This window comes from Aggregatibacter kilianii, from assembly GCF_003130255.1.
Classification (GTDB): domain Bacteria; phylum Pseudomonadota; class Gammaproteobacteria; order Enterobacterales; family Pasteurellaceae; genus Aggregatibacter; species Aggregatibacter kilianii.
In genome coordinates, this window is sequence record NZ_NRCN01000002.1 from 58,238 (window position 1) to 82,387 (window position 24,150).

Consider the following 24,150-nt stretch of genomic DNA (forward strand, 5'->3'; position numbering starts at 1 on the left):
AAGCAATCGTTTGCGTGAAAACTAAAAATCTACTAAAATTCCGCCCTTATTATTCTCTCATAATTTTTTCCCTTTCTAAGGATCCTCACATGGAACATGAACAACAAACTGCCGAAGCGGATTTAGTCTATCGTTTAGAAGACAAACCGCCCTTTCTTAATGCCCTAGTCAGTGCCATTACGCATTTATTAGCGATTTTTGTCCCCATGGTCACCCCTGCCCTTATCGTCGGTGGTGCTCTTGGTTTACCGGTCCACATGACCGCTTATTTGGTCTCCATGGCCATGGTAGCATCCGGTATTGGCACCTATATTCAAGTGCATCGTTTCGGTTTTATTGGCTCCGGTATGCTTTCCATTCAATCGGTGAACTTCTCTTTCGTCAGCGTAATGATCGCCGTCGGGCTAAGTATGAAAGACAATGGTATTGATGAAAACACCATGATTTCTACCTTGCTTGGCGTGTCTTTTGTCGGGGCGTTTCTTGTGTGCGCTGCCGCTTGGGTTCTACCTTATTTAAAGCGTGTTATCACCCCAACCGTCAGCGGTGTGGTCGTGTTATTAATCGGTTTAAGCCTGATTGACATCGGCATCACCGATTTCGGTGGCGGTTTTGGCGCCAAAGGCACCGCCGCGTTTGGTTCGTTGCAAAATATCGGCTTAGCCTCCTTAGTCTTGGTTGTCGTACTCATTTTTAACTGTATGCGCAACCCGTTTTTACGCATGAGCGGCATTGCCGTAGGACTCATTGCAGGCTACATCGTAGCATTAACCTTAGGCATGGTTGATTTTTCACCGTTAAAAGACGTGGACTTTTTCACCATCCCTATGCCGTTTAAATATGGTTTTGCTTTTGATTGGTCAGCCTTTTGGGTGGCGGCCATCATCTATTTATTAAGCGTTTTCGAAGCCGTTGGCGACTTAACCGCAACGGCGATGGTTTCCGGTCAGCCTTATGAAGGCGAAGAATTCCGTCAACGTTTACGCGGCGGGGTCTTTGCTGATGGATTAGTTTCTGTGATTGCCACCGCGTTAGGTTCCCTACCGCTTACCACCTTTGCCCAAAATAATGGCGTGATTCAAATGACGGGCGTAGCTTCCCGCCATGTAGGGAAATTTATCGCGGCTATTTTGGTGTTATTTGGTTTATTCCCGATTGTCGGTCGCGCTTTCACCACCATTCCAAGCCCGGTACTCGGCGGCGCTATGGTGTTAATGTTTGGTCTCATTGCCATTGCCGGTGTACGAATCATCATGACTCACGGCATCAACCGTCGTGAAGCCGTCATTGCCGCAACGGCCGTCGGCGTAGGCTTAGGTGTCGCTTTTGAGCCGGACGTATTCAAAATGTTGCCTGAAGTCTTCCGTAATGCCATTGCGGCAGGCGGAATTACGGCAGTGGTGTTAAATTTAATTCTGCCGCGTGATAAACAGGATAAAAGTATTTATTTGACCGAAAAATAAACGAATGTACGATAAAAGTGCGGTGATAAAAGCATCTAAAAAAACGTTGTGATTTATCACCGCACTTTTTCTATGATCTATTTCAAGTTTTCCACATAAAGCCGTTTACAACCGCTTTATTTTTTCGCTAAATTCACCCTTCCGGTAACTTATTTAAAACCTAAGGAGATATTATGGATTTAATCATCGGGTTAGTGGCGATTATTCTGGTCGCTTACTATATCGTGAAAGGCTATTCCGCGACGGGCGTGCTCATGTTCGGCGGTTTAGTATTGTTATTGATTTCTGTGTTAATGGGACATTCCATTTTGCCGGAAAATGTGAAAAGCACCGGCTCAGCCTATTTCGACATTCTTGAATATGTGAAATATTTGCTTTCCAACCGCAGTGGTGGGTTAGGCTTAATGATCATGATCTTATGCGGTTTCTCCGCCTACATGACCCACTTAGGCGCCAACGACATGGTGGTAAAAATCGTTTCCATGCCGTTAAAAAATATCCGCTCCCCTTACATTCTCATGGTATTCGCGTATTTTCTCGCCTGTTTGATGTCCTTTGCGGTGTCCTCTGCAACAGGCTTGGGCGTGTTATTAATGGCAACCTTATTCCCTGTCATGGTCAATATGGGTATTTCTCGTGGTGCGGCGGCAGCCATTTGTGCATCGCCGATTTCCATCATCTTATCGCCAACCTCCGGCGATGTAGTGTTGTCCGCTGAGATTTCCAAACAATCATTAAGCGAATTCGCCTTTTCCACCAGCCTGCCGGTGTCCATTGTAGCGATTTGTGGTATTGGTACCGCCCATTTCTTCTGGCAACGTTATTTGGATCGCAAAGAAAAAGTGAACGCAAAACCGGTCGACATGTCCGAAATCAGAACCGATGTACCGACCTTTTACGCTATTTTGCCATTATTACCTATCATCGGTGTAATCCTGTTTGACGGTAAATGGTTTAACTTACCTGAATTACACATCGTCACCGTCATTATTCTTTGCTTTGTGATCACCGCAGTCATCGACTTCATACGTAATTTCAGTGCGAAAAAAACCTTCGACAATTTAGTGATTGCCTATCGCGGCATGGCAGATGCCTTTGCCGGCGTGGTGATGTTATTGGTTGCCGCCGGCGTGTTCGCACAAAGTTTAAGCACCATTGGCTTTATCACTAATCTGATTAATTCTGCCCAATCCTTCGGTGGTAGCGGAATGTTTATGATGTTAGTCTTGGCGGTGATTACGATTTTAGCTACCATGGCAACCGGCTCGGGCAATGCGGCATTCTATGCCTTCGCCGAATTAATTCCAAAACTTGCCACCCAAATGGGCGCAAATCCGGCCTATTTAACCGTGCCAATGTTACAAGCCTCCAACTTAGGTCGTGGCTTATCCCCGGTGTCCGGCGTTGTGGTTGCCGTATCCGGTATGGCAAGAATTTCCCCATTTGAAATTGTCAAACGAATGTCCGTACCAATGGCTGTCGGTTTCATTTGTGTGATTATCGCCACCGAATTTCTCATTCCGGCGGCTTAATCGCCTGCACTTAAAGTGCGGTGAGTTTTCGCAGCGTTTCGAAATTATGTAGCAGTTGCACAAAGCTGAAATGACGGTCACTGAGCTTGTCAAAGTGTAAGTCATTTCAGCTTCTCCGATACACAAAACGAATGCTTCGACAAGCTCAGCAAGCGTTTTGTGCATTTGCTACATAATACCGCAACGTTTTAAAAAACGCGCCGAAAAACCACCGCACTTTTGTTATAATCCCCGCTCGATTCCTTTTTCATTAATGCTATGTACTCAAATCGCTTTGCCGTCATCCTGTTGGTCATCGGCTGTATTTTATTCGGACTCGGCAGCCTTATCGTAAAATTTGTCCCCGTTGGTGCCTACGCCATCGCTTTTTGGCGTTTGCTTATCGCGTCGGGGATTTTTTGGGTATTAATGAAACTTTACCGTAAGCCCATTCCCAAAGCACCAAAAGCAATATTTTGGGCCGCTACTTCCGGTGTGATTTTAGCGTTTGACTTAGCCTTTTGGCATGAGAGTATTTACGCCGTCGGCCCGGGCATTTCCACCTTGCTAAACAGCCTGCAAATTTTCTTTCTGGCATTTATCGGTTGGTTGTTTTTCCAAGAACGGCAAAGTAAATTGCAACGGATAAGTTTGTTTATCGCCACTATCGGCGTTCTGCTTATTACCAGTCCCGAGTTGCAACATAACTTCAAAGCAGGCTATGGTATTTTCATCGGCCTACTCTCCGGCGCCTGTCTCACCGCCTCCATGGCAGCCATCCGCCAAGCACACAGCATTGAACCGATTTCTATTTTTCCATTAATGTGGCTTATCAGCTTCAGCGGCGCCGTAGCGTTAATACTTCCTGCGCTTATTTTTAATGCCGATTCCCTCTACCCAACCACGCTCACTGATATCGGCTTAATCCTGATTTATGGCGTGGTTATGCAATGTATTGCTTGGGGTATGATCGCCTACAACATCCCTCTACTCAGCCTAAGCTTAACAGGATTATTGTTACTCACCGAACCCGTCGCCGCCCTCGTCATCGACGCCTTTTTATTACACAAACCCATCAACACATGGCAATGGCTCGGTGCCTTTTTAACCTTAGCCGCAATTTATTTGGGATCGTTAAAAACCAAGTAAAAAAACGACCGCACTTTATGCCACAAAACGTTGCAATCGTTTACGTTAGATGGGGGAAATGGTAGAATGCGCCACGGTTTTATGTGCTAAAGTAAAAATTATTAACTATTCTTTTTATAGGTAATACTATGGGTGATTTTAATTTAAGTCCTATTAATATTACATGTGACCTAACACCATTAGTGAAAAGTATACCTAATAGTGTTAGTAAAATATTTGATTTAGTTTTTGGGAAAATGGTTGCTAAGACAGAAGCTACTAAAAAATTAATAGACGCACAAACAGAGAGACATACTCGATTGATTCTCGATGGTAAAGCCTGTTTAGACGTCAATAACAAACTTATTAATTTTGAGCAAGTAAAATCAGATAACGCCCAACAATGTTTAGAATACGCAGTAAGAGAAGCCTTACTTAAAGAAGGTGAACCGTCAGATGATGAGGTTTCTCGTACTTTTTTCAATAAATGGAGAGAGCAAGCACAATATATTGATGAAGATTCACTAAAGGAATTTTGGGCTAGAATCTTAGTTGAGGAAATTTACAAACCAAACACCATCAATCTCAGAGCATTAAATACGCTATCAATGATTTCATCAGATGATGCTAGAAGATTTAATGAAACAATGAAATATATTATTTTTGATAAATACTTAGCAATAGATTTCATTCCACTTGAAAATAAACAGTCAACAATTGAATTTTTATATGATATTGGCGTTATATCTAGTATACCTAAATCAGGATTACGGTTAGGTACCCAAATCTGGAGATTTAAAAAAGATAGCCATAACTATCATTTTTTCTACCAACAAAATAATAACTTCTGCATAACATTAAATGTTGAAGACTTCACCGATAACAATAATGATGGTTTATCCCTCGAACTACTAGAGCTTACAATAATAGGAAAAACGTTATACAAGCTAGCCATATCTATTGACGAAAACCTTTCTATTAACTTAACTAAAATGATAAATAGAGACATATTAGATAAAATAGATAGAGAAAAATCATCAAAAATTACTTCAATTAACGTATACCGATTAGAAAATCAGACTGTCACCGATAGTTTATTTTCTAAAAACTTTACATAACAGGGAAAACCATGACCAACATTCACAACCATAAAATCCTCATCCTCGACTTTGGTTCCCAATACACCCAACTTATCGCCCGCCGTGTACGTGAAATCGGTGTGTATTGTGAGCTTTGGGCGTGGGATGTCACCGAACAACAAATCCGTGATTTCAACCCGACAGGCATTATTCTTTCCGGCGGTCCGGAAAGTACCACGGAAGAAAACAGCCCACGTGCGCCTGAATATGTCTTTAATGCCGGTGTTCCTGTGCTGGGCATTTGCTACGGTATGCAAACCATGGCGATGCAGCTTGGCGGCTTAACAGAAACCTCAGATCATCGTGAGTTTGGTTATGCTTCCGTTTTAATGGAAAATCCGACCGCACTTTTCGCTCATTTAAATGATGGCGACAGCAAATTGGACGTGTGGATGAGCCACGGCGATAAAGTCACCCGCTTACCACAAAATTTCCAAATCACCGGCACCACGCCGACCTGCCCGATTGCGGCAATGTCTGATGAAAGTCGTCATTTCTACGGCGTGCAATTCCACCCGGAAGTCACACACACCAAAAAAGGCTTGGAATTATTAACCAATTTCGTGGTGAATATTTGCGGTTGTGAAACTAAATGGACCGCCGAAAACATTATTGAAGACGCCGTTGCCCGTATTAAAGAGCAAGTGGGCGATGACGAAGTCATTTTAGGTTTATCCGGCGGCGTGGATTCCTCTGTGGTAGCCTTATTATTACATCGTGCTATCGGTAAAAACTTACACTGCGTATTTGTGGATAACGGTTTACTCCGCTTACACGAAGGCGATCAAGTGATGGAAATGTTTGGCGACAAATTCGGTTTGAACATCACCCGCGTGGATGCTGAAAGCCGTTTCTTAGGTGAACTTGCAGGCGTATCCGATCCTGAAGCAAAACGTAAAATTATCGGTAAAGTGTTCGTGGATGTATTCGATGATGAATCGAAAAAACTGACAAAAGTGAAATGGTTGGCACAGGGCACCATTTATCCTGACGTAATCGAATCTGCCGCCAGCAAAACAGGCAAAGCCCATGTCATTAAATCCCACCACAACGTAGGCGGCTTGCCTGATTATATGAAACTTGGCTTAGTCGAACCGTTGCGTGAATTGTTCAAAGATGAAGTGCGCAAAATCGGCTTAGCGCTCGGTTTACCGGCTGAGATGATCAATCGCCACCCATTCCCGGGCCCGGGTTTAGGCGTACGTGTACTCGGTGAAGTGAAAAAAGAATACTGCGATTTATTACGCCGTGCCGATGCGATCTTTATCGAAGAATTACGCAACAGCGGTTGGTATGCCAAAACCAGCCAAGCCTTCAGTGTATTCTTACCGGTGAAATCTGTAGGCGTGATGGGCGACGGACGTAAATATGACTGGGTGATTTCCTTACGTGCCGTAGAAACGATTGATTTTATGACCGCACATTGGGCACATTTGCCTTATGATCTGTTGGGAAAAATCTCCAACCGCATCATCAATGAAGTAAACGGTATTTCCCGCGTAGTCTATGACATTAGTGGCAAACCGCCTGCGACGATTGAGTGGGAATAGTAATACCGCGGTTTCTACTGGTTTCAGATAATTCCAAAATAGCGATAACCCCTGACAAGTTCAGGGGTTATTTGTTTCTGGTAGATTCACACAGTTTCTAGCTATTTTACTTTATGGACGGTATAATCCACGGACCGACGCTGTAGATAGAGGGTAAAAACACCCCGTACCGACACCTGGCGACGGTATAAGGAGAGATTATGCTAACCGACACGAAACTAAAGGCTCTTAAACCAAAAGAGAAAATGTATAAGGTTACTGACCGCGACGGACTGTATGCGGTTGTGCGACCGACCGGACGGATTGTGTTCCGCTACGATTACCGAATCAACGGTCGACGGGAGACAGTCACGTTCGGGCACTATGGCCCGGACGGCATCTCGCTGGCAGAGGCTCGAGACCGATTGGTGGCAGCACGAAAACTCGTCAACGACGGCATCTCACCGGCGAGCGAGAAACAGGCAAAGAAAACCCAGCTCAAAGGGCCTGGTACGGTGACTGAGTTCGTACAGCAGTATATCGACAACGCCCCCATTGTGGGGAGTACTCGTGCTTTACGGCAGGCGACTCTCGACCGCGAGATTCGGCCGACGCTTGGCGGACGATTTATGGGGGAGGTGACAACCCAACAGGTGCGTGCGTTATGTGAGAAGATAAAAGACCGTGGCGCGCCATCGACTGCGCTCCTCGTGAGAGAGTTGTTGAATGCGACCTACCGGTACGCTATTAACAAAGGGCATCGACTGACAAATCCGGTCGAAACAATTACAGGAAGCTCGATTGCCACATTTAAGCCACGTGAGCGGGCGTTATCACCGCGTGAGATTGGTATATTTTTCAGTGCACTCGACAATATGCAATCGGACTTTGCCCTACGTAAAGCACTACGGCTTATTCTCTACACACTAGTCCGTAAAGGTGAAATCGTCAACGCTCGGTGGGACGAGGTCGACTACCACAATCAGGTGTGGACAATACCCGCTGAGAGAATGAAAGCCGGACGAGCGCACAACGTCTATCTTTCCAGACAAGCGATGGATATAGTTGTCGCCTTCCAGATGTACTCAGAGGGGTCAGAGTACCTGCTCCCCGGTCGGATGAACCGGAAAAAGCCGATAGCCCATAGCTCACTGAACCGGGTGATTTACAAGACACTGGAGCAAATTAATAAGGATGGCCGGGTAATGGACGATTTCACCGTGCATGACCTGCGTCGAACGGCGTCAACACTACTCCATGAAGCAGGCTACAATTCGGATTGGATAGAAAAATGCCTCGCGCACGAGAACGGAGGCATAAGAGCAGTTTACAATAAGGCTGAGTACGCCGCCCAGCGCAGAGATATGCTCCAAGCGTGGGCGGACATGGTCGACGGTTGGATTTACGAATTTGGGACGTAAGCCTCGTACGCAAGTTCAGTGTCAGCGCCGGCGTAGTTGCTCGAGAACGTGAACCCGGTCGTGGTAATGTTATATACCATCATTACTGCCACAAGACGCGAGTCGCGGAACTGGCAGATGTTAACGAACGGCGGCTCTGAGAACGTTTTCTTAAACGTGACATGCCACTCCTGGCTGTTACCCGCACCGGTTACTTTGAGTGATGACCGTAATACCTTGCGATGCTCATACTCCTTATATGGTGAGCTGCCACCTCCTGACGACGGTATTTTTGCGAGGACTGCATCTACGATAGTTTTCATTAGGCCATCGGGATTCAGTCCTATGTCTTGCTTGACAGCGGTAACCGCAACGCCTGGGATCTGGTTGACGACCTGACTCTTTAATACAGATAAGTCGTCTTTTCTCGCTAGTTCATGAGGGTCGTCAATTGCTGCGTACAGCCCTTGTAAAATCACTAACTCGCGGCGGATTGAATCCTCTACCCGCGTTAAATCATCACGATTTATGCCGGGAGGCGGAATCTCAGATTTTTTAGCATATAAGGTCAAATCCGGGATTTTTGGTAGCTCGGATTTCTTGGCATACGGGCTGAGGTCAACTGTCGGATAGTTTATTCCGGCGATCGCGCTATTGACATAGTTTGTTGTTGCGTATCCACCGAGTGCGGTGCTGACAAGCTCATTGACTTTCGTCTCTGTTACCCCACCTGACGGCCCCGAGATACTAGCCACCGCGGAGTTTATCTGCTCCGTGACCTGAGATTTAGTCGGGTAATTTGACAAGTCTGTCGGCGCCGGTAGTTGAGACGTTTTCACGTAACCTTTTAGTAATTCGCCGACCGCGGCATGTGAGGCAAACTCCGAGAAGTTAGGTAGAGCCGGTAACTCGGTGTTTTTTACGTATCCTGCCAGCGCTCGTTTTACTGATTGTGCAACAAAATCCTCTGTCGCAAGACCCGAGAGTGATGGCATCTGAGGGAGCTCAGATTTCTTGGCATACAGGCTGAGGTCAGGTGTTCTAGGTAGTTCGGATTTCTTGGCGTACAGGCTAAGGTCGGGTAACTCACTTTTCGTCGCGTACCCTGACAAGTCTGCCGGTTGCGGTATAGCGTCAATTCGGCTGTTCACAGCCGTAATGTCTGTCGCGACAACAGAAGCGAAATCTGTGCCCGCTTTACCGCCCTTGGCATCGTTGTAGTTTTTGAGTTGTTTCTTGTTAAATTGATTTAGGTCAAGTTCCGGGGTCGGTTCTGCGGTAACAGTAACCTTCGGCTTTGGAGTTATACGGATCCGTTTCATGTGAGAATGCCCTCATAAGATTTAAAGAGGGCGTGGGGCGTGTGGCAGGGATTATAGCATATACTATATCCAACCGACATTAGTCGGCTTATTAATCACTATCGGTATCGGATTATATATTTCTCTGGCCCCGCCTGACACTATCATATTGTCGCCGTGCCTATCACCAAGATTAGTGTTATATATCGGGCATATAAATGCCGCGCTAAACGACAGAAATCCGTCGTTTATTATCGGTAACGGTAGAGTGTACGAGTTTACGTGACCGCCTTCATGTTTAAATTTTCCGCGATACCCGAGATAAACTAGTTTATCTTTTCCGACGTTGCGGCCCCTACCCTTCTCAGCACAGATGTCGTATGGGTGATACCGGTCTTGGAATAGAGGCATAAAACCACCTGCGTTTACATGGTTCTGTTCGGGTAGTTCTTGTATACTCTGCACCGGTCGAACGACGTCCCAGTCACTCCGATAGAGCACTTGACCTGACGCTGAGCTTATTTCAATTCCGTACTCGGCATTCGGGAGTTTCTCTGCGTCTTTTATTCGGTAGAATACGTAGTAGTTAGCCGAGTAAAAGGAAGATGTGGCTCCGTCCGGTTTTAGCACCGAAAGCCACCACGAGCCGTCCCGCAAGAAGACTTGGGCATCAGTTGGATTAGCGTAGAACACCGTATCCGCGATGTCAATAGACCCGGGTATCCCGGTCCCACCTCCATTCCACCCGGCTAGTTTATCTACACTAGGACTGTAATCGCACTCCGTGAAAACAAGCGGATATTTATGTGCGGGTCCGAGCCGGATTTCTTTATAGTAACGTTGAGCAGGGTTCAGTTCGCTATGCCCCGTAGAGGCCCTCGTAATCTCCTCATACCGAATAAGTCGTTGGAATATTAAACACTGTTCTTCCCCTAGGAACAGTGGCAATGCGTCTGAGTAGATACCGAAGGTCATACTTTTACCCTCCAGACGAGGACTGCTACAACCGACATATCTATAAGCCACGGGTACGGCGCTTTGGCAGTGTCCCATATAAACTCAGTTGCGGATCCATCAGAGTCTTTTCTGCCGATATTATCTCTTGCAATAACAATGTCCGGGTACGTGCCCGTGTGTGACGCCCGGAGATATTCCGAACGACCGAACTGTGTGTCAGAGGTTAAGTACGTGCAGAAATGTTTGTGCCCTTCGACCGGGGTAATTTTATGGGTACCTTTTGTGTTTGGTGGGGTTGGGATAATGTCAACGAGCATTGCGACGTTTGAGTTATCACTTTTACCGTCGATGAAAATACCGTGGGTAGGTTCAGCCATTAGTAAGCCCTTTTCTGGCTTGGTTTGGGTTTATTCAGATTATTCCGGTTCACAAATTCGCGGCGCGCTGTCTCTGCCCAGTTATGGGCGCGCTCTAGTACTGCAAGCGCGTTATCGAAATCCGCGAGCTTTGTCGACGGATTTGTGACAAGGGCAAAGAAGTGCTGCTCGACGGCAGCGACAGCATTATTGTACACTTGCACTAGCGACCTCGCGTTGACGAACGTTACGAGAGAACCAGTCATCGACTTGCTTGGCGTCGAATAAGCAGATGTTATGTTTAAAGGTCGTCTCCAGCGGAGCCGGGAAAGGGTCACTTTCCCGGTTACGTAGACGCCAGATGGAGGTTTTGGAGATATTGTAAATGTTACGAATATCGTTAAGTTTTAGTAGTTTTTTGTCTGTCATAGTGTCATCTTGCGTTCTGTCCCCACTCGTGAGAAGTGGATACCGATTACGTGATAGACTTTGTCGCCTCTTTTCAGTTCGTGATAACGGGCAGTATGCTCGTCAACTTCCTCACGCACTGCCCACGAAGAAGCGTACATGTCCGGTTTGTACTCAAGGACGCCGAAGATAATCCGTTCGTCCGTCATTAAAACGACATTGTCGAGGTCGCAACAACTCAGGTTTTTATCAACCATGAGCACCGCGCCGCGGCGTAATTTAGATGTTGGTGTGTCAACTTCGATGCCGAATACCGAATCAACCACATTTAAAGCCATAATCTCGATTTCCTTAGTAATTTCTTTGCCTGACAAAAGGTATTTTATCGGTAAATTTTGTCTGGTGTATGTGTCAACAACAAAGGTATCTAGCCGGATGCCAAGGGCTTTCGTGAAACGCTCTAAGAATGATTGATTCAGTTTTAGTGTTCCGCGTAAGTACTTGTATAGTGCCGGCTGAGATATACCCATCTTATCGGCTACGTACTGCTGACCGTTGCCGGTCTCCCGCTTGAAATTATTGAAGGCTTCAACAACTTTGCGATGAAGGTCTGACGTGTAAACCGGTGTCCCTGTCGGGATGCCGGAAGTATTTGAATATTGCATAAAATAATCTCCGTAGTTATAAGCGACGGTGATTATGACATAAACTTTTTTACAATACAGCCTTTATAGCTTCTACCAATTGTTTGTACGACTTCAGCCGCCGCTCAAATTCATGTTTTGGTAGCCCGTTAAGCCATTCCTCCGGTGAGGTGTAAATGGCCCCGGCGCTCTTGAAACCTACAATCACCATGGCTTGTTGTCCACAGTCTACGGTCTCTTGTAGCAGTTTCTTTTGTAGCCCACTTAGTGCGGGTACAATGAGCGTAGAATCTTTTACAGGGAGTTTCTGTAGGTACTTGTACTCTATCCAGAGTGCTTTTCCTGTAACTTTACTACGATAATACGCGTCCGGAATTCCGCCCATGTATTCATCGCAGATTTTCCACGCCCAGATGTCGGGCGGTAAATGCTTATGTACCGCCCTCGTGAACTCAGACTCTATCATTGTTTCATAAGACCAAAATCTTCGTACACTTTCTTGAGTTGTGCGTATAACGCATCGCCCGCGTTACCGGCAAATTCAATGTCGAAGTTGTAATACACCGCGCCGTTCGGGGCTTTCGCCGGTTTACTGGACAGTGTCCACACCGAAGCAAAACGAGCAGCTTCACGGATTTGTGGCATGGAGTTCCATTGACGACTGACACGTAACTTGGAGCCTGACATCTGACATAAGACCGGGGTTTTAATTTCTCCGTTCTCGTCCAACAACACTAACAAGTGATTGTGAGTCTCTTGAATGTCGTATTGTTTCGGGTCGATAGTCGGGTCTTTTAATGCTTCGCGTGCTAATTCTTCGGTGTCAAATGACCCCAACATACCGCCGCCCGCGTCGCGTTTACGCCATACGGTGTATTCACGAGTGAAGTGCAAGTTAACACAGTACACCGCTTCGAAGAAGTCTTCGGTAAGCGTATTCATGAGTAAGCCTGGTTGTGCACCCTCGATATACTTTTCACTGCCGCGTGTGACTTCCGGCGACATCGCCTGTAGCAGTACTAGGCGTGGGATAAGTTGGTCTTCGGCAGCGACATTTTCGTTTCCTAAGCCCGCGTCAGCAATTGCTTGTGCAGCGAGCATGGCTGCCGGGTTAAAAGTTGTTACTGCGGTAGATTCAGATGCTTGAGTTTGTTTAGTCATGGTAGATGTTTCCTTTATATGATGTATGGTGGGTTCTATCTAAACCCACGTAGTGCATTTTATAACTTTATAGGTTATAAAACAAGTTAAAAATCAACTTTTAGGCCTTACGTACAGTGATTTTCGCCACCGTTGTAGGCTCTAGCCCTCTGACTTCGACCCCTTGCGCGAGCAGTTCACGGTAGGCGGTTGCATTTAGTCGGCGCTGGAATAGGTACAACATGTCATTGTCACGGGCGAAGGCATTGAAGTCATCCCAGTCAGTGATATTCGGTACAATCTCTTGGGACTTGATCACCTGACCGACACCGCGGACAGTGGCGTTGTCTAGACCGGTTTTATCGAGCGCGACCATCAGTTGCAGTTCGATTTCGTCTAGCTGTTCTTTAAGGGCTTTATCAGTTTTTGATAGCTCTTGGCGCTGTGCACGGATATGTTGGTATTCTGTAATGAGTGTTTCTAAAGTTTGTGGTTCGCTCATAGTCCAAAATCCTCCGGCTGCGCTACACGTTCAGTGACTTCAACGGCTTCGAGCTCGTTGCTGATGATATATTTCAATTTGCCGATGTTTTCGTCGATTTCAGTTAATTTATCCGCTTGCTGTTCGCGGTTCTTGCGCAGCGCTTGTAATTGGCGAGCGGTGTCTGCAATACCTTCAACAGCCTCCGGGTCTTCGGCTAGTTCGGTAAGTCTAGCTTTGAGCTCTGCTTCCTGTTCGGCGCTTTTAGCGGCGTCTGCATACACCGCTCGGCGTTGGATAAGTAGTTTAAGTTTTTGGATAGCTTTTAAGGTGCGGTCGTAGTTAAAGTTGATAGTTGCCATAAGTTAGTTTTCCTTTTTGAAGTTAGTAGTTAATGCGGCGTAGGATAATAACTCGTCCATCGCGTCGAGTTTCACACCGAGCTTGTCGTAGACGTCAAGTTCGACTGTGTTGGTTGCAGCAATCCGGATAGTCTCCGTCTTGCGCGTCTGTCCCGCCCGATAAATACGATGGCAGAACTGTTGGTAGTGTTCAGCATTATATGTCGGTGACGCCCAGATAGTGCGGTTACCCCGGGTCAATGTCAGCCCATGGCCGGCCGATTGTGGATGCGCAAATACCACTCGAAGTTTGCCCGACTGGAAGTCATCGACAATTTTTGCTCGTTCCTGGGCGGGGGTTTCACCGTCAATTACAGCAAACGCCAGTTTTCGTTTGGCTGCTTCTTCGGTCAACGCGATTCGCTCGTGGCGCCAGTTGAACGCCACAACACAATGGTCGGTTTCTTCGACGAGGTCGAGCACCAGTTTATAGCGTTCGGTATGGATGACATGTGCTTGGCCTTGTTCGTCATACACTGCACCTGTTAATAATTGGAGTAATTTACGTAAGCGTACGCCGGCGTTCATCGCACTGATTGCGCCGCTCTCGAGCATGAGCACGGATTCACGTTGGAATTCACGGTACTGCTGCATGATTTTTTGCGGCAGTTCAGTGTAGATAGTCCGGACATGATTCGGTGGAATTTCAATTACGTCCTCGAATTTCACGCGGAACGTGATGTCTGCCGTCATCGCAGTGCAAAGCGCCGTTGCTTTTTCTTTGTCTACCCACTTTGTAATCTGCTTCCCGCCCACAGCCAGAATTCGAGGCTCACAAACATGTGCACGGAAGCCGAAGAAGTTTTTCCCGAGGCGCTCACCGTCGTCTACGAGGTAGAGTTGATGCCAGAGGTCGGTTACAGTGTTTGAGTTCGGTGTCCCGGTTAGTACTACACGATAGGTGAAGCGGCTCGCGAGTTCTGCCATCGCTTTTGAGCGTGTACTTGTGCGATGTTTATAGGCAGTAGATTCGTCAATGACAAGAGTGTCGAAATCTTTCAAGAGATCCAGGTCATCGGCAAGGGCTTTGACGCCGTCATGGTTAATCAGCACGATGTCAGTGTCAGCGGCGAACGCTTTTTTACGGTTCTTGGCGTCGGCAACCGAATAAGTTAGCTGTGGCGTGAACTTTTTAATGTCTGCGCCCCACGACGCTTCAAGGATTGAAAGCGGGGCTACAACTAAAGCACGTTTACCCGTGTTGCGGGCAGCAATGGCGTCGAGGGTTGCTCGAGTCTTGCCGGTGCCCGGGTCGGAGAAGTTGCACATCCGCGGATGGGTAAGCCAGAACTCGGTAGCCGCTTTCTGGTGGGCAAATGGGGCCGGAATCATAATACTCTCCTAGATATTTGAGGCGTCGAAATAGTTTTTACAATGCCCTTCTTTGCCGTACCAGCAGAAGCGACAGGCGTTAGCGGACGGGGTTGCCGGGAATTCGGTTGCGGTCGTCATAATCACCGCGCGTTTATGTAGTTGCGGGCGGAACGCGAGTGCTTGTTGTCGTGTGTACTCACGAATTAATTTTTCGCCTTTGTCTACGTACCAGAATTCAATTTTTACAAAGTCTAGTTCGGGGTAACGCATGAATGCAGCAATAGCGTAATCCAGACCCTGTTCACCGTGCTTGAGCTCGTTGCCAAATTTCTTACCTGTTTTGTAGTCAATAATCAGCGCTGAGCCGTCACCTTCTGTATAGAAACAGTCGAGTTTGAACATCGCCCAGTAGACTTTTTCGTCAGGGTCTAATACTGACCAGTGTGGGTCGAACTTCCAGTTCTCCTCGCATGTAACCTTGCCCTCGGTATAAGCCTCGCGTAAGGCTTCGAAACCGCGGGTGAATTTGTTAAGCGGAACGGGGATGTCCGTTGGAATCTCGCCACGAACATATTTTTCTGCGACGTCATGGATTTCGGTTCCACGAGCAGCGGCTGGTGATGTCGGTTCGTAAATTTTATCGATGCGACTGAATGCTACCGAGCGCGGGCATTGCTCATACTTACTTAAACTCGAGAACGACCAGCTTGGCACCGGGCCGAGGATAAGGTCGGTCTCTAGCTCGTCTTTCTTTTTGTGAGGTTTTGGTACAAAAACCTTGGTATCTGTTTCAGTGGCGGTAGATTTCTCCACCGCTTTGCCAACTTTACCGTTCGGGGTGAATTTCACTATCTATCTCCTACTTGATTGAGGTGGATAACTTGGGTCGCCATCTCGACTTTTGTTTTTTCTTCGTTTGGCAGACTGTTAACAATGGCATCGACTTGGTCTTTTGGCATGTACCAAGTGACACGGGTACCGCGGGCTCCGGAAGGTTGTCTCCTACTCTCAACCCCATTCGCTGACAACAGACGACCGAACTTGTTTGCGGTCATCTCTCTCGTGCCCTCAACGAAGTGGTACATAATACGTAACTCCTCGTTTTCGACGAACGTTTGGCGTTCGAATTTGGCGTCGTGTAGCCATTTGAGCACCACCGTCCGACAACGGGCGGCGACACTCGCCATGGTCGGGTCGACCTCACGAGCTTCTAGCACTGTGGTGAAGTAATCCAAGTCGCCGCGACGGACTGCGCTAAAGAACGCTTCACTCGACGTTTTACCTGCTTCACGGGCCATTTGTTTTGCTTCGTTGTTCAGCGCAATAAATGCCTGCGGAATATTGACTTTGAAGTTGTGCAGGAACGCCGCCATTGCTTCAATCTCGCTTTCAAGTGCTTTATCTACATTCTCACGGTCATAGATAAATTCCGGGAACGCATCTTTGAGCATGATCTCTTGACGAGGGGCGACATTAAACCGACGGTCATTGTCCGGGATTGTCAACGCGTTTAAATCGTTAGTTGACATAATCAAGGACGCGTACGAGCGAATCTGCTCCTGCTCTTTACGCATAGCGCGGAGCGTGCGTTCATCGTCGGTGATTAAGGACTTGAGTGATGCCTCGGTCTTCTTGTGATTGCTCAATGTTTTCATGTTGAGTTCGTCAATCAAGACCAGTAGCGCGTATCGTTCCCAACCGTTCTTGTCGTCTTCAAAGTTACTGAGTTGCTTCTCGTAAGCGTACTTCTCGCCCCAGAGCGGGCGACACACGGTGCGGTAGAAGATACCTTTACCTGTGCCTTGTGTCCCTTGTAACACCCAGCAGGTCTGGGCCTTTTTGCGGGTCTGAAAGATATACGCAAACCAGTTTAAGAAGTGACAAATCACTTGGTCATCGTATGCCAGCATGTGCGAAATGACCTTGTAAATAGTCGGGCACACGAACTGCAACATGGTTGCTGTGTTGTATTCGATACCCTCGACCGGTGCCTCGTATTGTTTGCGCATATACTCGGTCGGTCGGAACGTGTTTACCAGTGTGTACCCTGTGAGCGGGTCTTCGGTAAACGGCTTAGTTGTCGTTGGGTCGAATAGGAGTTTTGCCGGTGGTACTTGCTCCGGAAGTGTGCGTCCGTAATGGTTAAACCATAACTCTGCTTTACCTTTGTCAGTGGCAGTTTCGTCCATGATAATGGCGTCTTCTTCCGGCGAATATAAAGTTAGTAGATAGTTGGTTGCACCCTCTAGAAACACCATAGGGCGTTTTTCAGTATTTCTGTCTTCTTTGGCCGGCGTGTGTCCTTTGAACCGTTCAAGGTGCTCGGCGTAAGTGTCCGGGTCAGCAGCCTCAAAGAGGAATGGGTCTTCACCTTTGAAGTTGTAGACGATCGTCGGGTTGGATAGGTGTACGTAATAAGCATTACTGTCGCCGGTCGGCCCTACGTTATAGTAGCAAAAGCGATCACTATGGTAAGCGTAACGCATACTCATGCGTGACGGGTTGTTAATGACCTTGTTGTTACTAATGACCGAATAGGACGCTCTAGTGTATTTGAGGCCCTTATCCTTATAGCATTTAGTTATAATAGCCTGTTGTAACTGCTCGTTTTGTTCTAAGTCGAGCTTTGCCACCTCAGCCGAGATAGAGGCGAGTTGTCTTAACCCTGGTACGACGACGACGCGTTGGCTGTTATCTGTAAACGGGTTCTTAACCCCCTCAAATGCCGGCGGCGCGATGTAGATGATTCGACTGTTGTCAGCTAAACATGGGTCAATTAGCCATTTAAGTGCTTTACCGTGTGCGGTAACAGTGAGCTTGTCGACAAAATACTTTAAGTTTAAGTGCTTGATGTACTCTTTCAGTGACTTAGGACTAATAGCCTGGTCTAAGAAAAAGTGTAGATGCACACGAGCGGTGTCAGCAATGCCGCACGAGCTTGATGCACAGGCTACAAACGCTGTATCTCTAAGCTCTGGGATGTCTTTGATGACTTCTTTGGCGACTGCGGTCAGGCGTTCGGCACCGTATTCACCTTTTAAGCTCATGCCACCGATAGGTAAACCGTCCACGTCAAGTACCATGACACGTGTTTCAGCGATTGTGTCGGTTTTATTGGCGCGGGATTCGTTGACCAACGGCGATTTTAATGGGCCTTTGTAGAGGCAGTGATTAAGCGCTGCGTGTTCGCGCAGTTTATTAGCGTAATCTTCAAGGGTGTCGACTTCTTCCACGTGACTGGTGAAGTTTTTCGCCAGCGGGTAAGAAGTGACTTCATTCGATTTGAAGACCTTATGGAGCGGTATTTTGGCGCTTAGGAACGTGATCTGCATTTTTGTACCCAATCAAAATCGTCTCGGCATTCTTCGGAACAGAAAAGTTTGTCCGTTGGCTCATGGCAATAGTGACAGAACCCTGTCGGTTTTAGCGCACCAGCGCGTTTGCGTGTATTTAGGGCGGTTTCGAATAAAAATGTTGAATGTTTTTCAGCGATGTCGACGTCGTCCATAGTGGTCTCCGGGTATAAGTAGAACCTAAAGAGATATAGTATAACTCTTTAGGTTATAATTTAAATTAAATTTTTTCATGCAAAACTACTATTTTGAGTAATTTTTTGCATATCCCCCTTCGGAATCAAGTGGGAGGTTCGGCATCCAGACCGGTGAAACACACATAAATTCTTGGATTTTAGCTTGAATATCATCAGGTGTGTATCTCGAGTCGTTGTCCTTGGCAATGACGATGATTTCGTCGTGGACTTGTAACACAATACGGCCTAGGTCGTTTTCGACTAGCCAACGGTCGATGTTGTTCATCGCCTGTTTGATAACTATGCCGGCTAAGCACTGGCAGATGTTTTCAATCAGGTTGGCCCCGTAGATTTTTTTCCAGAATTTACCGTTCCAGTACTCAAGCTCGTCGAGGTCATTGAATCGCAGCCCCGGGTAAGATAAGAATAACCCGTTCGGGAGCAGTAAGCCGTTGTGAATAACACGGAGTGGCCCCCATTGCAGGTCAATCTTCGGGTCCATCATCGCAAGTAGCATCTGTTGCGCTACTTGCCAGCTACGGGCAATTTCCGGATATTTACGGCGATAACCATATACACAGGTCTGTGCTAATTCAAGTGAGCACTCCATCGGTGGTGCACCCATCGGACCTGACTGTAGCGTCTGCTGGAATCGTAGGACGCCCATACCGTAACCAAGACCTAGGATACAGGTTTTGCCTACGTTACGTTCAGTTTTAGTGGCTTTCGACACCGGGTAATGGTATACAACCTCCTCAGCGAAGTTTGAATATACATCGAAGCCGTGTCGGAAGGCCTCGACAAGGTCGTTTTGATTAGCAAATGACGCATTCACACGGCAATTACTGACGATGTAACCGTTATAGGTGAATCGGTTTCGTGGGCCCGCGTTTATGATGTCCCAGACTTCTGTTTTCGAGGTCTGATTGGTGTAAGATTGGCTCTTTCTATGCACTGTTCCGGTGTTAGCCCCTGTTTGTGCCACAATAATATTGTTGACGGGTGCCGACCGGGACAATAGTCTCTGGCAAATTTGCTGACAGACATTGATTGACCGTCGTAACTTACTACCATGTTGCAGCGTCTTGTTTGTGCGTTTTGTTCGCGGTTCACTAGCCGTATGTTCCCTTCCTCGTAGTGGCCGTTCGTATCTATTCTGTCGACTTCCAGTCCAGAATAATCCGGTAACGGCATTAATTGCCATAGATAACGTACGAAGTGCGCCGGAGATTCGAATCGGTTTTCTACCCCCTTGTAGGTCTTTGACGACGGCTTGTTGGCCTTCAGCCTTGTTGTCATTGCATTGTAGCGACGCTGTAATTGCACCCTTGGTTTTTTTGGTATGTCCGGATAATCCGAATTTCCACAGCTTTTGCAAGCCGTTGATTTTCCATGCTCTAGGTCGGATGCAGTTACTAACGATTCTTTGCCACAATCGCACTGCACATGCAGGGTTACTTTGCTCGTGTCTAGCGGTATTGGTTTGTCTAGAACTGTCCATTTCCCGAATCGCTTGCCCGCCAATTTCTCCAACCAGCAGAGCCGCTTTAGTTGACATAGCCTCGCCCAGCGGTAGTTTGGTCCCGTCGGCAAGATAGACGACGTGGTCAGGTGTCGCCGTAATGCCTTTGTACGTGATGACATCGCGTTCTCCTTTGCATATTACTCCGTCATGGGTTATCCACTCTAATCCGTCCCATAGACGGTCTGATAGTTTAATGTCTTTGAGTTTTTTCAGGCCCGAATCAGTCAGCACAAGTCCATCTCCGTGGAGACATTCAATATTGCTCGAGTCTGCAACATACACTTGATACCCATCAGGGGCACAGAGCGCGAGGCGGTGGCGTGAACCTCGAGGAAGATTCTGGAGGTTTATGCCGTCGCAGTTGTGGACTAGCTTTCCGTTCGCCCAAAAACGGTGACGAGGGCCACAATTAATGATGTCGTATACTGGTTCTGTTATCATCATGGGGTATGGTCCTCGATTGGTATATATCGGTTTACGTGGATTTCTTCGCCGTTGTGAATCCAGCGGTTTTTTGTGGCGTCAAAATATGCGACAAGTACCTCATCACTGTCAGTTAATACGAGGCAGTCAACTCCGTTTTGCGGCTCGAAAAGTTTAGTTGGATACCACTTCATTTTTCAGTCCTTTTTTGCGTAATTGGTACTTGACCGTACATAAGTTTTATTGTGTAGTCTCGTGCCATGGCTCGTGGCAATGGGGAATCCATAATTGGTGTCCCTGAGTTTTTAAGTTCAGCTAATGTTCGCGTTTCACTTTTTGAAATAAAACAGGGGTGTTTTTTTGTGCCCGTGATTCCGTCATGCTTAATAACTTCTTGATAACCCATAAATTGCAATCCTTCATGCTGGACAAAATCCTCGCCGTCCCACACAAGGTCGTCATCTTGGAGTGCACCAAGCGCAATACACTCATGAGATTCACCCCGTTTTACGATAATTTTTGTGTCCGACGTTAAGCAGCCGCTGTACCTGCCCGTCGCTGCTCCGTAATACTTCAACGGCACCGGCAATGGCAGTGCACCATTATTACTACAGTTAAGCAGTGTTTGTGCTCGGGTGGCGGAGATAGTGGACTTTGCCAGCTCGCGAGCGATAAAAATAGGTTCGAGTTCCGGATTATCGTCCTTGAAGCGGATGTATGGCACATCTTTTTTACCAAAGGCGTAGGTTGCTGCGCCTTTGAGGTTCGTTTTCATCGGTGGTTTGAGACCGAAGACTTCGGAAAGTAATCTGGCATAACGAGGATTACTGCTGAATAGCTTCACGTCTAATGGTAAATCGAATGTGTCCGGCACACCACGTAGACGGACCGCTTCAAGGGCGCGCTCAATTGCGTTTTCGGTCTCCGTCACATCGTCGTGTATTGCTTCACGTAACAACGGCGCGTCAGTGACAAACATTGGCTCAGCGTACATACGGATAATCATGTGTACTTGATAGAGTTCTTCTTCCGGGAAACCAAAACTTAGTAAGGTTTTATATACGCGGTAAGTTAAATCTACATCTCGCTTATTGTAGATAGCCATCCGTTCGTGCTGTTCGGGCGTTAGTGTTTCCACGCCCAGGAACGATTCAAGGGTGCCGTGAATTTTATGCAGGCTCGGGTCATTCGGGAATAGCCGTTTACCCAGTGCATCGAGCGACGCGGATTCGCCCGGCCAATATGCGCGGGACATCGACATGGTGTCAGCGTACATGTCAGGGCGCACACCGTAATGCCAGTTTAATGCAGCCGCGTCGAACGCCGTATTTTGACCGACAAATGTCCACGGTCTCGGTAAATTGCTAATAAAATCAATCGCTTGTGGTATGTTTTCTGTATCATAGTATTGTGTTTCTTGGTCTTCGACCTTAATCGCGAGACTTTGTAGTTTAAATTTTGGGTGACGAATGTATTCGGTCATCGTCATCTTTTTTAGGCTATACTCACTGTCATAATAAGTTTCAATATCGATTGTCACATCCATTTTTTGCTTCTTCCCGTTCGATTAAAAATTCCAGTTGTGCTTCTTCGTGTTCAGCGGCCATTTTTGTGATTTCCTCGGCACGAAGTTCGTTTGCCAGTTTACGGGAATCTGCGAGGTATACTTGGTATACCCGCTGTTCGCCGAGTGCACTAAGTGCGGCGTCCATAGCAGAAAAACGCGCGTCGACACGTTTTTCTAACGCCTCCGGGTCAAATTGGGCCATTAATTTACCTCTTGATAAAATCTATATTTACCTGTCGCTTTCGCGAGAGCGCGGAAATGGTCCATAATGCGGTCTTCGGCTTCTTCCGGTGAAATAACATCTTTTACCAGGATACCGAACGAGTGATTGATGCCGTTAATGGTGGCATTAAATACGACCATATCCTCTGTCTGTTTTCGCTGTACGCGGAGTAATTCTTTTAGTTTTTCGCGGAGTTCAACTGTTGAATCTGCGACGATTGCGGTTGTATCGTGGTACGTAACTAAATACATGTTATCCCTCCGGGTTGTAGAACTTAATTGCGTTTCTTGTTCCGTTCTGTATAATTTCTTCCGTGTACACGTCAAGGCATGCAGGAGGCGGGTCGAGTAAAGTTAAAATGCGCGCCGCTTTGAAACCGTCGATACTAAGCTCAATCTGTTTCGCAGCGAAACCTTGTGGGGTGGCAAACGGGTGAAAATCCGGTATGTGTGGAGACAGGCACTCGCGGAATTTCACCAGTTCGCCTTTTTTCATTTTCTTGCCTGTTGGCTCAAATCGAATTTTTAGTAGTCGTGTCTGTTTTAATAGCTCACGGTGGCGGCGTTGGCCGATAAACCACTGCTCGAAGTCAGCAAGTGTGTCGGCTTTAAAATGCACGACTTGGTGTTCAATTTTGTCCGTCTCATACTTTGTCAACATCGAACCAAGGACGTTGTACACATGAAACGGTGCTAGGACTGCTCTTAGCGGTACATCGCCCATGTCATAGGGGCTTGCCACCCAGAACATAGTGAGCTTGTGGTTCGGGTTGGCTTTCTCGAATCGTTCAACCAGAGACTCTGCGATATAATCGTTAAGTTCAGAGAGTGTGACCTCGGTTTGTGTAAAGATGTTTTCTTCTTTGTCGAGGTACACCTCCCCGTCGGGGTTGCGGCAGATAACACCGCTGTGGATATTCCACTTCCAGCGTTCAGTCTTTAACGCCACCTCTTGCAGCTTAGTAATTGCTGTTGTTTGTTGACTCTTGCGGTCATAGACCACGGTTCGTGGTCGTAGACCTGTTCGACCGCCCTCTAGCTCTTGACGGTCGACACAGTTAGAGATAACGAGGTTTTTAAGGTCGTAGGCCGCTTGTACCCGCATGCGTTTGTTGCGGTCGGAGCGGACGACTTTACCGTTTTTACGGCGGTTTTTACTCGTTGCCATCGGTAACCCCTGCGTTGCATCCAACATGTTGACAGGTTATTTTCCTTACCGGGAGCTCTCTGACCGCCTTCCATAGACGGTATTTTTGGGTAATTGGTATCGGTAAATCGTTAGGGTAAAACGTGAAGTAACTAAACCCGTTTCCTATCCATAAACTCATACCTGAATTCTTGTGTTGTACCATATAATTGGTTTGTGACCACTGCTCGGGGTGCTGCTCGAGAGTTTCGATTAGCTCCTTATAAGGTGACACCGGCTCACGTTGTAAAAGTCGTGCAATGAGTAGAAACATTAACCGCAGCCCTCCATGTCTTTTAGCCATAAATACAGCTCACGAACTTTTAGTAACGCTTCTTTATAAAGCTCGTCGGCTAACTGCTCTGTGTTGGCTGTTAATTCAAATATGACGTACGATGTCGGTTGTACAACCGTGTTACTTGCTAATGGTGCTACTGTCGCACGGACACGGAAAAAATCTCTACGCTCTTTAACAACTTCTACCGTTACCGGGCAGCCTATCGGTGCTCTGAATTTGGTTTGCATA

23 protein-coding genes are annotated in these 24,150 nt (G+C 47.0%); 6 read left to right on the top strand and 17 right to left on the bottom strand.

Features of this window, described 5'->3' with window-relative positions; translation table 11 throughout:
• Window positions 1-89: 89 nt before the first annotated feature.
• The 6 genes from DK428_RS09995 to DK428_RS10020 all read left to right on the top strand — a co-directional run bounded on the left by DK428_RS09995 (window position 90) and on the right by DK428_RS10020 (window position 8,191).
• Complete coding sequence (locus DK428_RS09995) at window positions 90-1,463, top strand: uracil-xanthine permease family protein (protein ID WP_109063819.1); 1,374 nt, start codon at window positions 90-92, stop codon at window positions 1,461-1,463.
• 173 nt (window positions 1,464-1,636) lie between these two features.
• Window positions 1,637-2,995 carry an anaerobic C4-dicarboxylate transporter DcuC gene (dcuC, locus tag DK428_RS10000; protein WP_083015837.1) on the top strand — a complete coding sequence of 453 codons (1,359 nt, stop codon included), beginning with the start codon at window positions 1,637-1,639 and terminating at the stop codon, window positions 2,993-2,995.
• A gap of 258 nt (window positions 2,996-3,253) precedes the next feature.
• Window positions 3,254-4,123 carry a DMT family transporter gene (locus DK428_RS10005; protein ID WP_109063820.1) on the top strand — a complete coding sequence of 290 codons (870 nt, stop codon included), beginning with the start codon at window positions 3,254-3,256 and terminating at the stop codon, window positions 4,121-4,123.
• A 128-nt stretch (window positions 4,124-4,251) separates the two neighbouring features.
• A complete protein-coding gene (locus DK428_RS10010) occupies window positions 4,252-5,220 on the top strand; it encodes a DUF2806 domain-containing protein (protein WP_109090015.1) in 969 nt (322 codons plus the stop codon).
• 11 nt (window positions 5,221-5,231) lie between these two features.
• Window positions 5,232-6,791 carry a glutamine-hydrolyzing GMP synthase gene (guaA, locus tag DK428_RS10015; protein WP_109063822.1) on the top strand — a complete coding sequence of 520 codons (1,560 nt, stop codon included), beginning with the start codon at window positions 5,232-5,234 and terminating at the stop codon, window positions 6,789-6,791.
• 200 nt (window positions 6,792-6,991) lie between these two features.
• Window positions 6,992-8,191 carry a tyrosine-type recombinase/integrase gene (locus DK428_RS10020; RefSeq protein WP_109092186.1) on the top strand — a complete coding sequence of 400 codons (1,200 nt, stop codon included), beginning with the start codon at window positions 6,992-6,994 and terminating at the stop codon, window positions 8,189-8,191.
• Here DK428_RS10020 and DK428_RS10025 read toward each other — a convergent pair.
• From DK428_RS10025 to DK428_RS10115, 17 genes are all read right to left on the bottom strand, one after another.
• Window positions 8,173-9,492, bottom strand: coding sequence for an H-type lectin domain-containing protein (locus tag DK428_RS10025; RefSeq protein ID WP_109092187.1), 1,320 nt, complete (start codon window positions 9,490-9,492; stop codon window positions 8,173-8,175). The two genes, DK428_RS10020 and DK428_RS10025, sit on opposite strands and share 19 nt — an antisense overlap.
• Window positions 9,493-9,555: 63 nt before the next feature.
• Window positions 9,556-10,446 carry a hypothetical protein gene (locus DK428_RS10030; protein ID WP_109092188.1) on the bottom strand — a complete coding sequence of 297 codons (891 nt, stop codon included), beginning with the start codon at window positions 10,444-10,446 and terminating at the stop codon, window positions 9,556-9,558.
• Window positions 10,443-10,805, bottom strand: coding sequence for a hypothetical protein (locus DK428_RS10035; RefSeq protein ID WP_109092189.1), 363 nt, complete (start codon window positions 10,803-10,805; stop codon window positions 10,443-10,445). Before DK428_RS10035 ends, DK428_RS10030 begins: the two co-directional genes overlap by 4 nt.
• A gap of 404 nt (window positions 10,806-11,209) precedes the next feature.
• Window positions 11,210-11,857 carry a helix-turn-helix domain-containing protein gene (locus DK428_RS10045; protein WP_109092191.1) on the bottom strand — a complete coding sequence of 216 codons (648 nt, stop codon included), beginning with the start codon at window positions 11,855-11,857 and terminating at the stop codon, window positions 11,210-11,212.
• A gap of 441 nt (window positions 11,858-12,298) precedes the next feature.
• Window positions 12,299-12,997, bottom strand: a complete 699-nt coding sequence (locus tag DK428_RS10055) for a hypothetical protein (protein WP_109092193.1) — start codon at window positions 12,995-12,997, stop codon at window positions 12,299-12,301.
• Between the two features lie 100 nt (window positions 12,998-13,097).
• Window positions 13,098-13,478 carry a hypothetical protein gene (locus DK428_RS10060; RefSeq protein WP_109092194.1) on the bottom strand — a complete coding sequence of 127 codons (381 nt, stop codon included), beginning with the start codon at window positions 13,476-13,478 and terminating at the stop codon, window positions 13,098-13,100.
• Window positions 13,475-13,819, bottom strand: coding sequence for a hypothetical protein (locus DK428_RS10065; protein ID WP_109092195.1), 345 nt, complete (start codon window positions 13,817-13,819; stop codon window positions 13,475-13,477). Before DK428_RS10065 ends, DK428_RS10060 begins: the two co-directional genes overlap by 4 nt.
• Window positions 13,820-13,822: 3 nt before the next feature.
• Window positions 13,823-15,190 (bottom strand): SNF2-related protein, encoded by a 1,368-nt coding sequence (locus DK428_RS10070; RefSeq protein WP_109092196.1) that lies wholly within the window; start codon window positions 15,188-15,190, stop codon window positions 13,823-13,825.
• Window positions 15,191-15,199: 9 nt separating this feature from the next.
• Entirely contained in the window at window positions 15,200-16,021 is an 822-nt protein-coding gene (locus tag DK428_RS10075) for a RecB family exonuclease (protein WP_244173079.1), read from the bottom strand.
• On the bottom strand, window positions 16,021-18,504 hold the full coding sequence (locus DK428_RS10080; RefSeq protein WP_109092198.1) for a primase-helicase family protein: 2,484 nt from the start codon (window positions 18,502-18,504) through the stop codon (window positions 16,021-16,023). The genes DK428_RS10075 and DK428_RS10080 overlap by 1 nt, the downstream gene beginning before the upstream one ends.
• Complete coding sequence (locus tag DK428_RS11650; protein ID WP_167391925.1) at window positions 18,486-18,680, bottom strand: DUF2116 family Zn-ribbon domain-containing protein; 195 nt, start codon at window positions 18,678-18,680, stop codon at window positions 18,486-18,488. Before DK428_RS11650 ends, DK428_RS10080 begins: the two co-directional genes overlap by 19 nt.
• A gap of 88 nt (window positions 18,681-18,768) precedes the next feature.
• Window positions 18,769-20,670: a DNA polymerase gene (locus DK428_RS10085; RefSeq protein ID WP_109092199.1), complete on the bottom strand. Its 1,902-nt coding sequence runs from the start codon at window positions 20,668-20,670 to the stop codon at window positions 18,769-18,771.
• 169 nt (window positions 20,671-20,839) lie between these two features.
• Window positions 20,840-22,195 carry a 3'-5' exonuclease family protein gene (locus tag DK428_RS10090; RefSeq protein WP_109092200.1) on the bottom strand — a complete coding sequence of 452 codons (1,356 nt, stop codon included), beginning with the start codon at window positions 22,193-22,195 and terminating at the stop codon, window positions 20,840-20,842.
• Entirely contained in the window at window positions 22,173-22,418 is a 246-nt protein-coding gene (locus DK428_RS10095) for a hypothetical protein (protein ID WP_109092201.1), read from the bottom strand. Before DK428_RS10095 ends, DK428_RS10090 begins: the two co-directional genes overlap by 23 nt.
• Window positions 22,418-22,690, bottom strand: coding sequence for a hypothetical protein (locus DK428_RS10100; protein ID WP_109092202.1), 273 nt, complete (start codon window positions 22,688-22,690; stop codon window positions 22,418-22,420). The genes DK428_RS10095 and DK428_RS10100 overlap by 1 nt, the downstream gene beginning before the upstream one ends.
• 1 nt (window position 22,691) lies before the next feature.
• The gene (locus DK428_RS10105) at window positions 22,692-23,633 is read right to left on the bottom strand and encodes a hypothetical protein (protein ID WP_157952202.1); all 942 of its coding nucleotides are present in this window, start codon (window positions 23,631-23,633) and stop codon (window positions 22,692-22,694) included.
• 264 nt (window positions 23,634-23,897) lie between these two features.
• On the bottom strand, window positions 23,898-24,149 hold the full coding sequence (locus DK428_RS10115) for a hypothetical protein (RefSeq protein ID WP_109092205.1): 252 nt from the start codon (window positions 24,147-24,149) through the stop codon (window positions 23,898-23,900).
• Window position 24,150: the final 1 nt, after the last annotated feature.

What these genes read in the sequence shown, in the direction of transcription:
- DK428_RS10025 (WP_109092187.1), bottom strand. Translation starts at nt 9,492, where the DNA reads ATGAAACGGATCCGTATAACTCCAAAGCCGAAGGTTACTGTTACCGCA.
- DK428_RS10095 (WP_109092201.1), bottom strand. Translation starts at nt 22,418, where the DNA reads ATGGCCCAATTTGACCCGGAGGCGTTAGAAAAACGTGTCGACGCGCGT.
- DK428_RS10070 (WP_109092196.1), bottom strand. Translation starts at nt 15,190, where the DNA reads ATGATTCCGGCCCCATTTGCCCACCAGAAAGCGGCTACCGAGTTCTGG.
- DK428_RS10115 (WP_109092205.1), bottom strand. Translation starts at nt 24,149, where the DNA reads ATGCAAACCAAATTCAGAGCACCGATAGGCTGCCCGGTAACGGTAGAA.
- DK428_RS10080 (WP_109092198.1), bottom strand. Translation starts at nt 18,504, where the DNA reads ATGCAGATCACGTTCCTAAGCGCCAAAATACCGCTCCATAAGGTCTTC.
- DK428_RS11650 (WP_167391925.1), bottom strand. Translation starts at nt 18,680, where the DNA reads ATGGACGACGTCGACATCGCTGAAAAACATTCAACATTTTTATTCGAA.
- DK428_RS10045 (WP_109092191.1), bottom strand. Translation starts at nt 11,857, where the DNA reads ATGCAATATTCAAATACTTCCGGCATCCCGACAGGGACACCGGTTTAC.
- DK428_RS09995 (WP_109063819.1), top strand. Translation starts at nt 90, where the DNA reads ATGGAACATGAACAACAAACTGCCGAAGCGGATTTAGTCTATCGTTTA.
- DK428_RS10065 (WP_109092195.1), bottom strand. Translation starts at nt 13,819, where the DNA reads ATGGCAACTATCAACTTTAACTACGACCGCACCTTAAAAGCTATCCAA.
- DK428_RS10010 (WP_109090015.1), top strand. Translation starts at nt 4,252, where the DNA reads ATGGGTGATTTTAATTTAAGTCCTATTAATATTACATGTGACCTAACA.
- DK428_RS10030 (WP_109092188.1), bottom strand. Translation starts at nt 10,446, where the DNA reads ATGACCTTCGGTATCTACTCAGACGCATTGCCACTGTTCCTAGGGGAA.
- DK428_RS10005 (WP_109063820.1), top strand. Translation starts at nt 3,254, where the DNA reads ATGTACTCAAATCGCTTTGCCGTCATCCTGTTGGTCATCGGCTGTATT.
- DK428_RS10105 (WP_157952202.1), bottom strand. Translation starts at nt 23,633, where the DNA reads ATGTTGGATGCAACGCAGGGGTTACCGATGGCAACGAGTAAAAACCGC.
- DK428_RS10090 (WP_109092200.1), bottom strand. Translation starts at nt 22,195, where the DNA reads ATGGATGTGACAATCGATATTGAAACTTATTATGACAGTGAGTATAGC.
- DK428_RS10020 (WP_109092186.1), top strand. Translation starts at nt 6,992, where the DNA reads ATGCTAACCGACACGAAACTAAAGGCTCTTAAACCAAAAGAGAAAATG.
- dcuC (WP_083015837.1), top strand. Translation starts at nt 1,637, where the DNA reads ATGGATTTAATCATCGGGTTAGTGGCGATTATTCTGGTCGCTTACTAT.
- guaA (WP_109063822.1), top strand. Translation starts at nt 5,232, where the DNA reads ATGACCAACATTCACAACCATAAAATCCTCATCCTCGACTTTGGTTCC.
- DK428_RS10035 (WP_109092189.1), bottom strand. Translation starts at nt 10,805, where the DNA reads ATGGCTGAACCTACCCACGGTATTTTCATCGACGGTAAAAGTGATAAC.
- DK428_RS10055 (WP_109092193.1), bottom strand. Translation starts at nt 12,997, where the DNA reads ATGACTAAACAAACTCAAGCATCTGAATCTACCGCAGTAACAACTTTT.
- DK428_RS10085 (WP_109092199.1), bottom strand. Translation starts at nt 20,670, where the DNA reads ATGATGATAACAGAACCAGTATACGACATCATTAATTGTGGCCCTCGT.
- DK428_RS10060 (WP_109092194.1), bottom strand. Translation starts at nt 13,478, where the DNA reads ATGAGCGAACCACAAACTTTAGAAACACTCATTACAGAATACCAACAT.
- DK428_RS10100 (WP_109092202.1), bottom strand. Translation starts at nt 22,690, where the DNA reads ATGTATTTAGTTACGTACCACGATACAACCGCAATCGTCGCAGATTCA.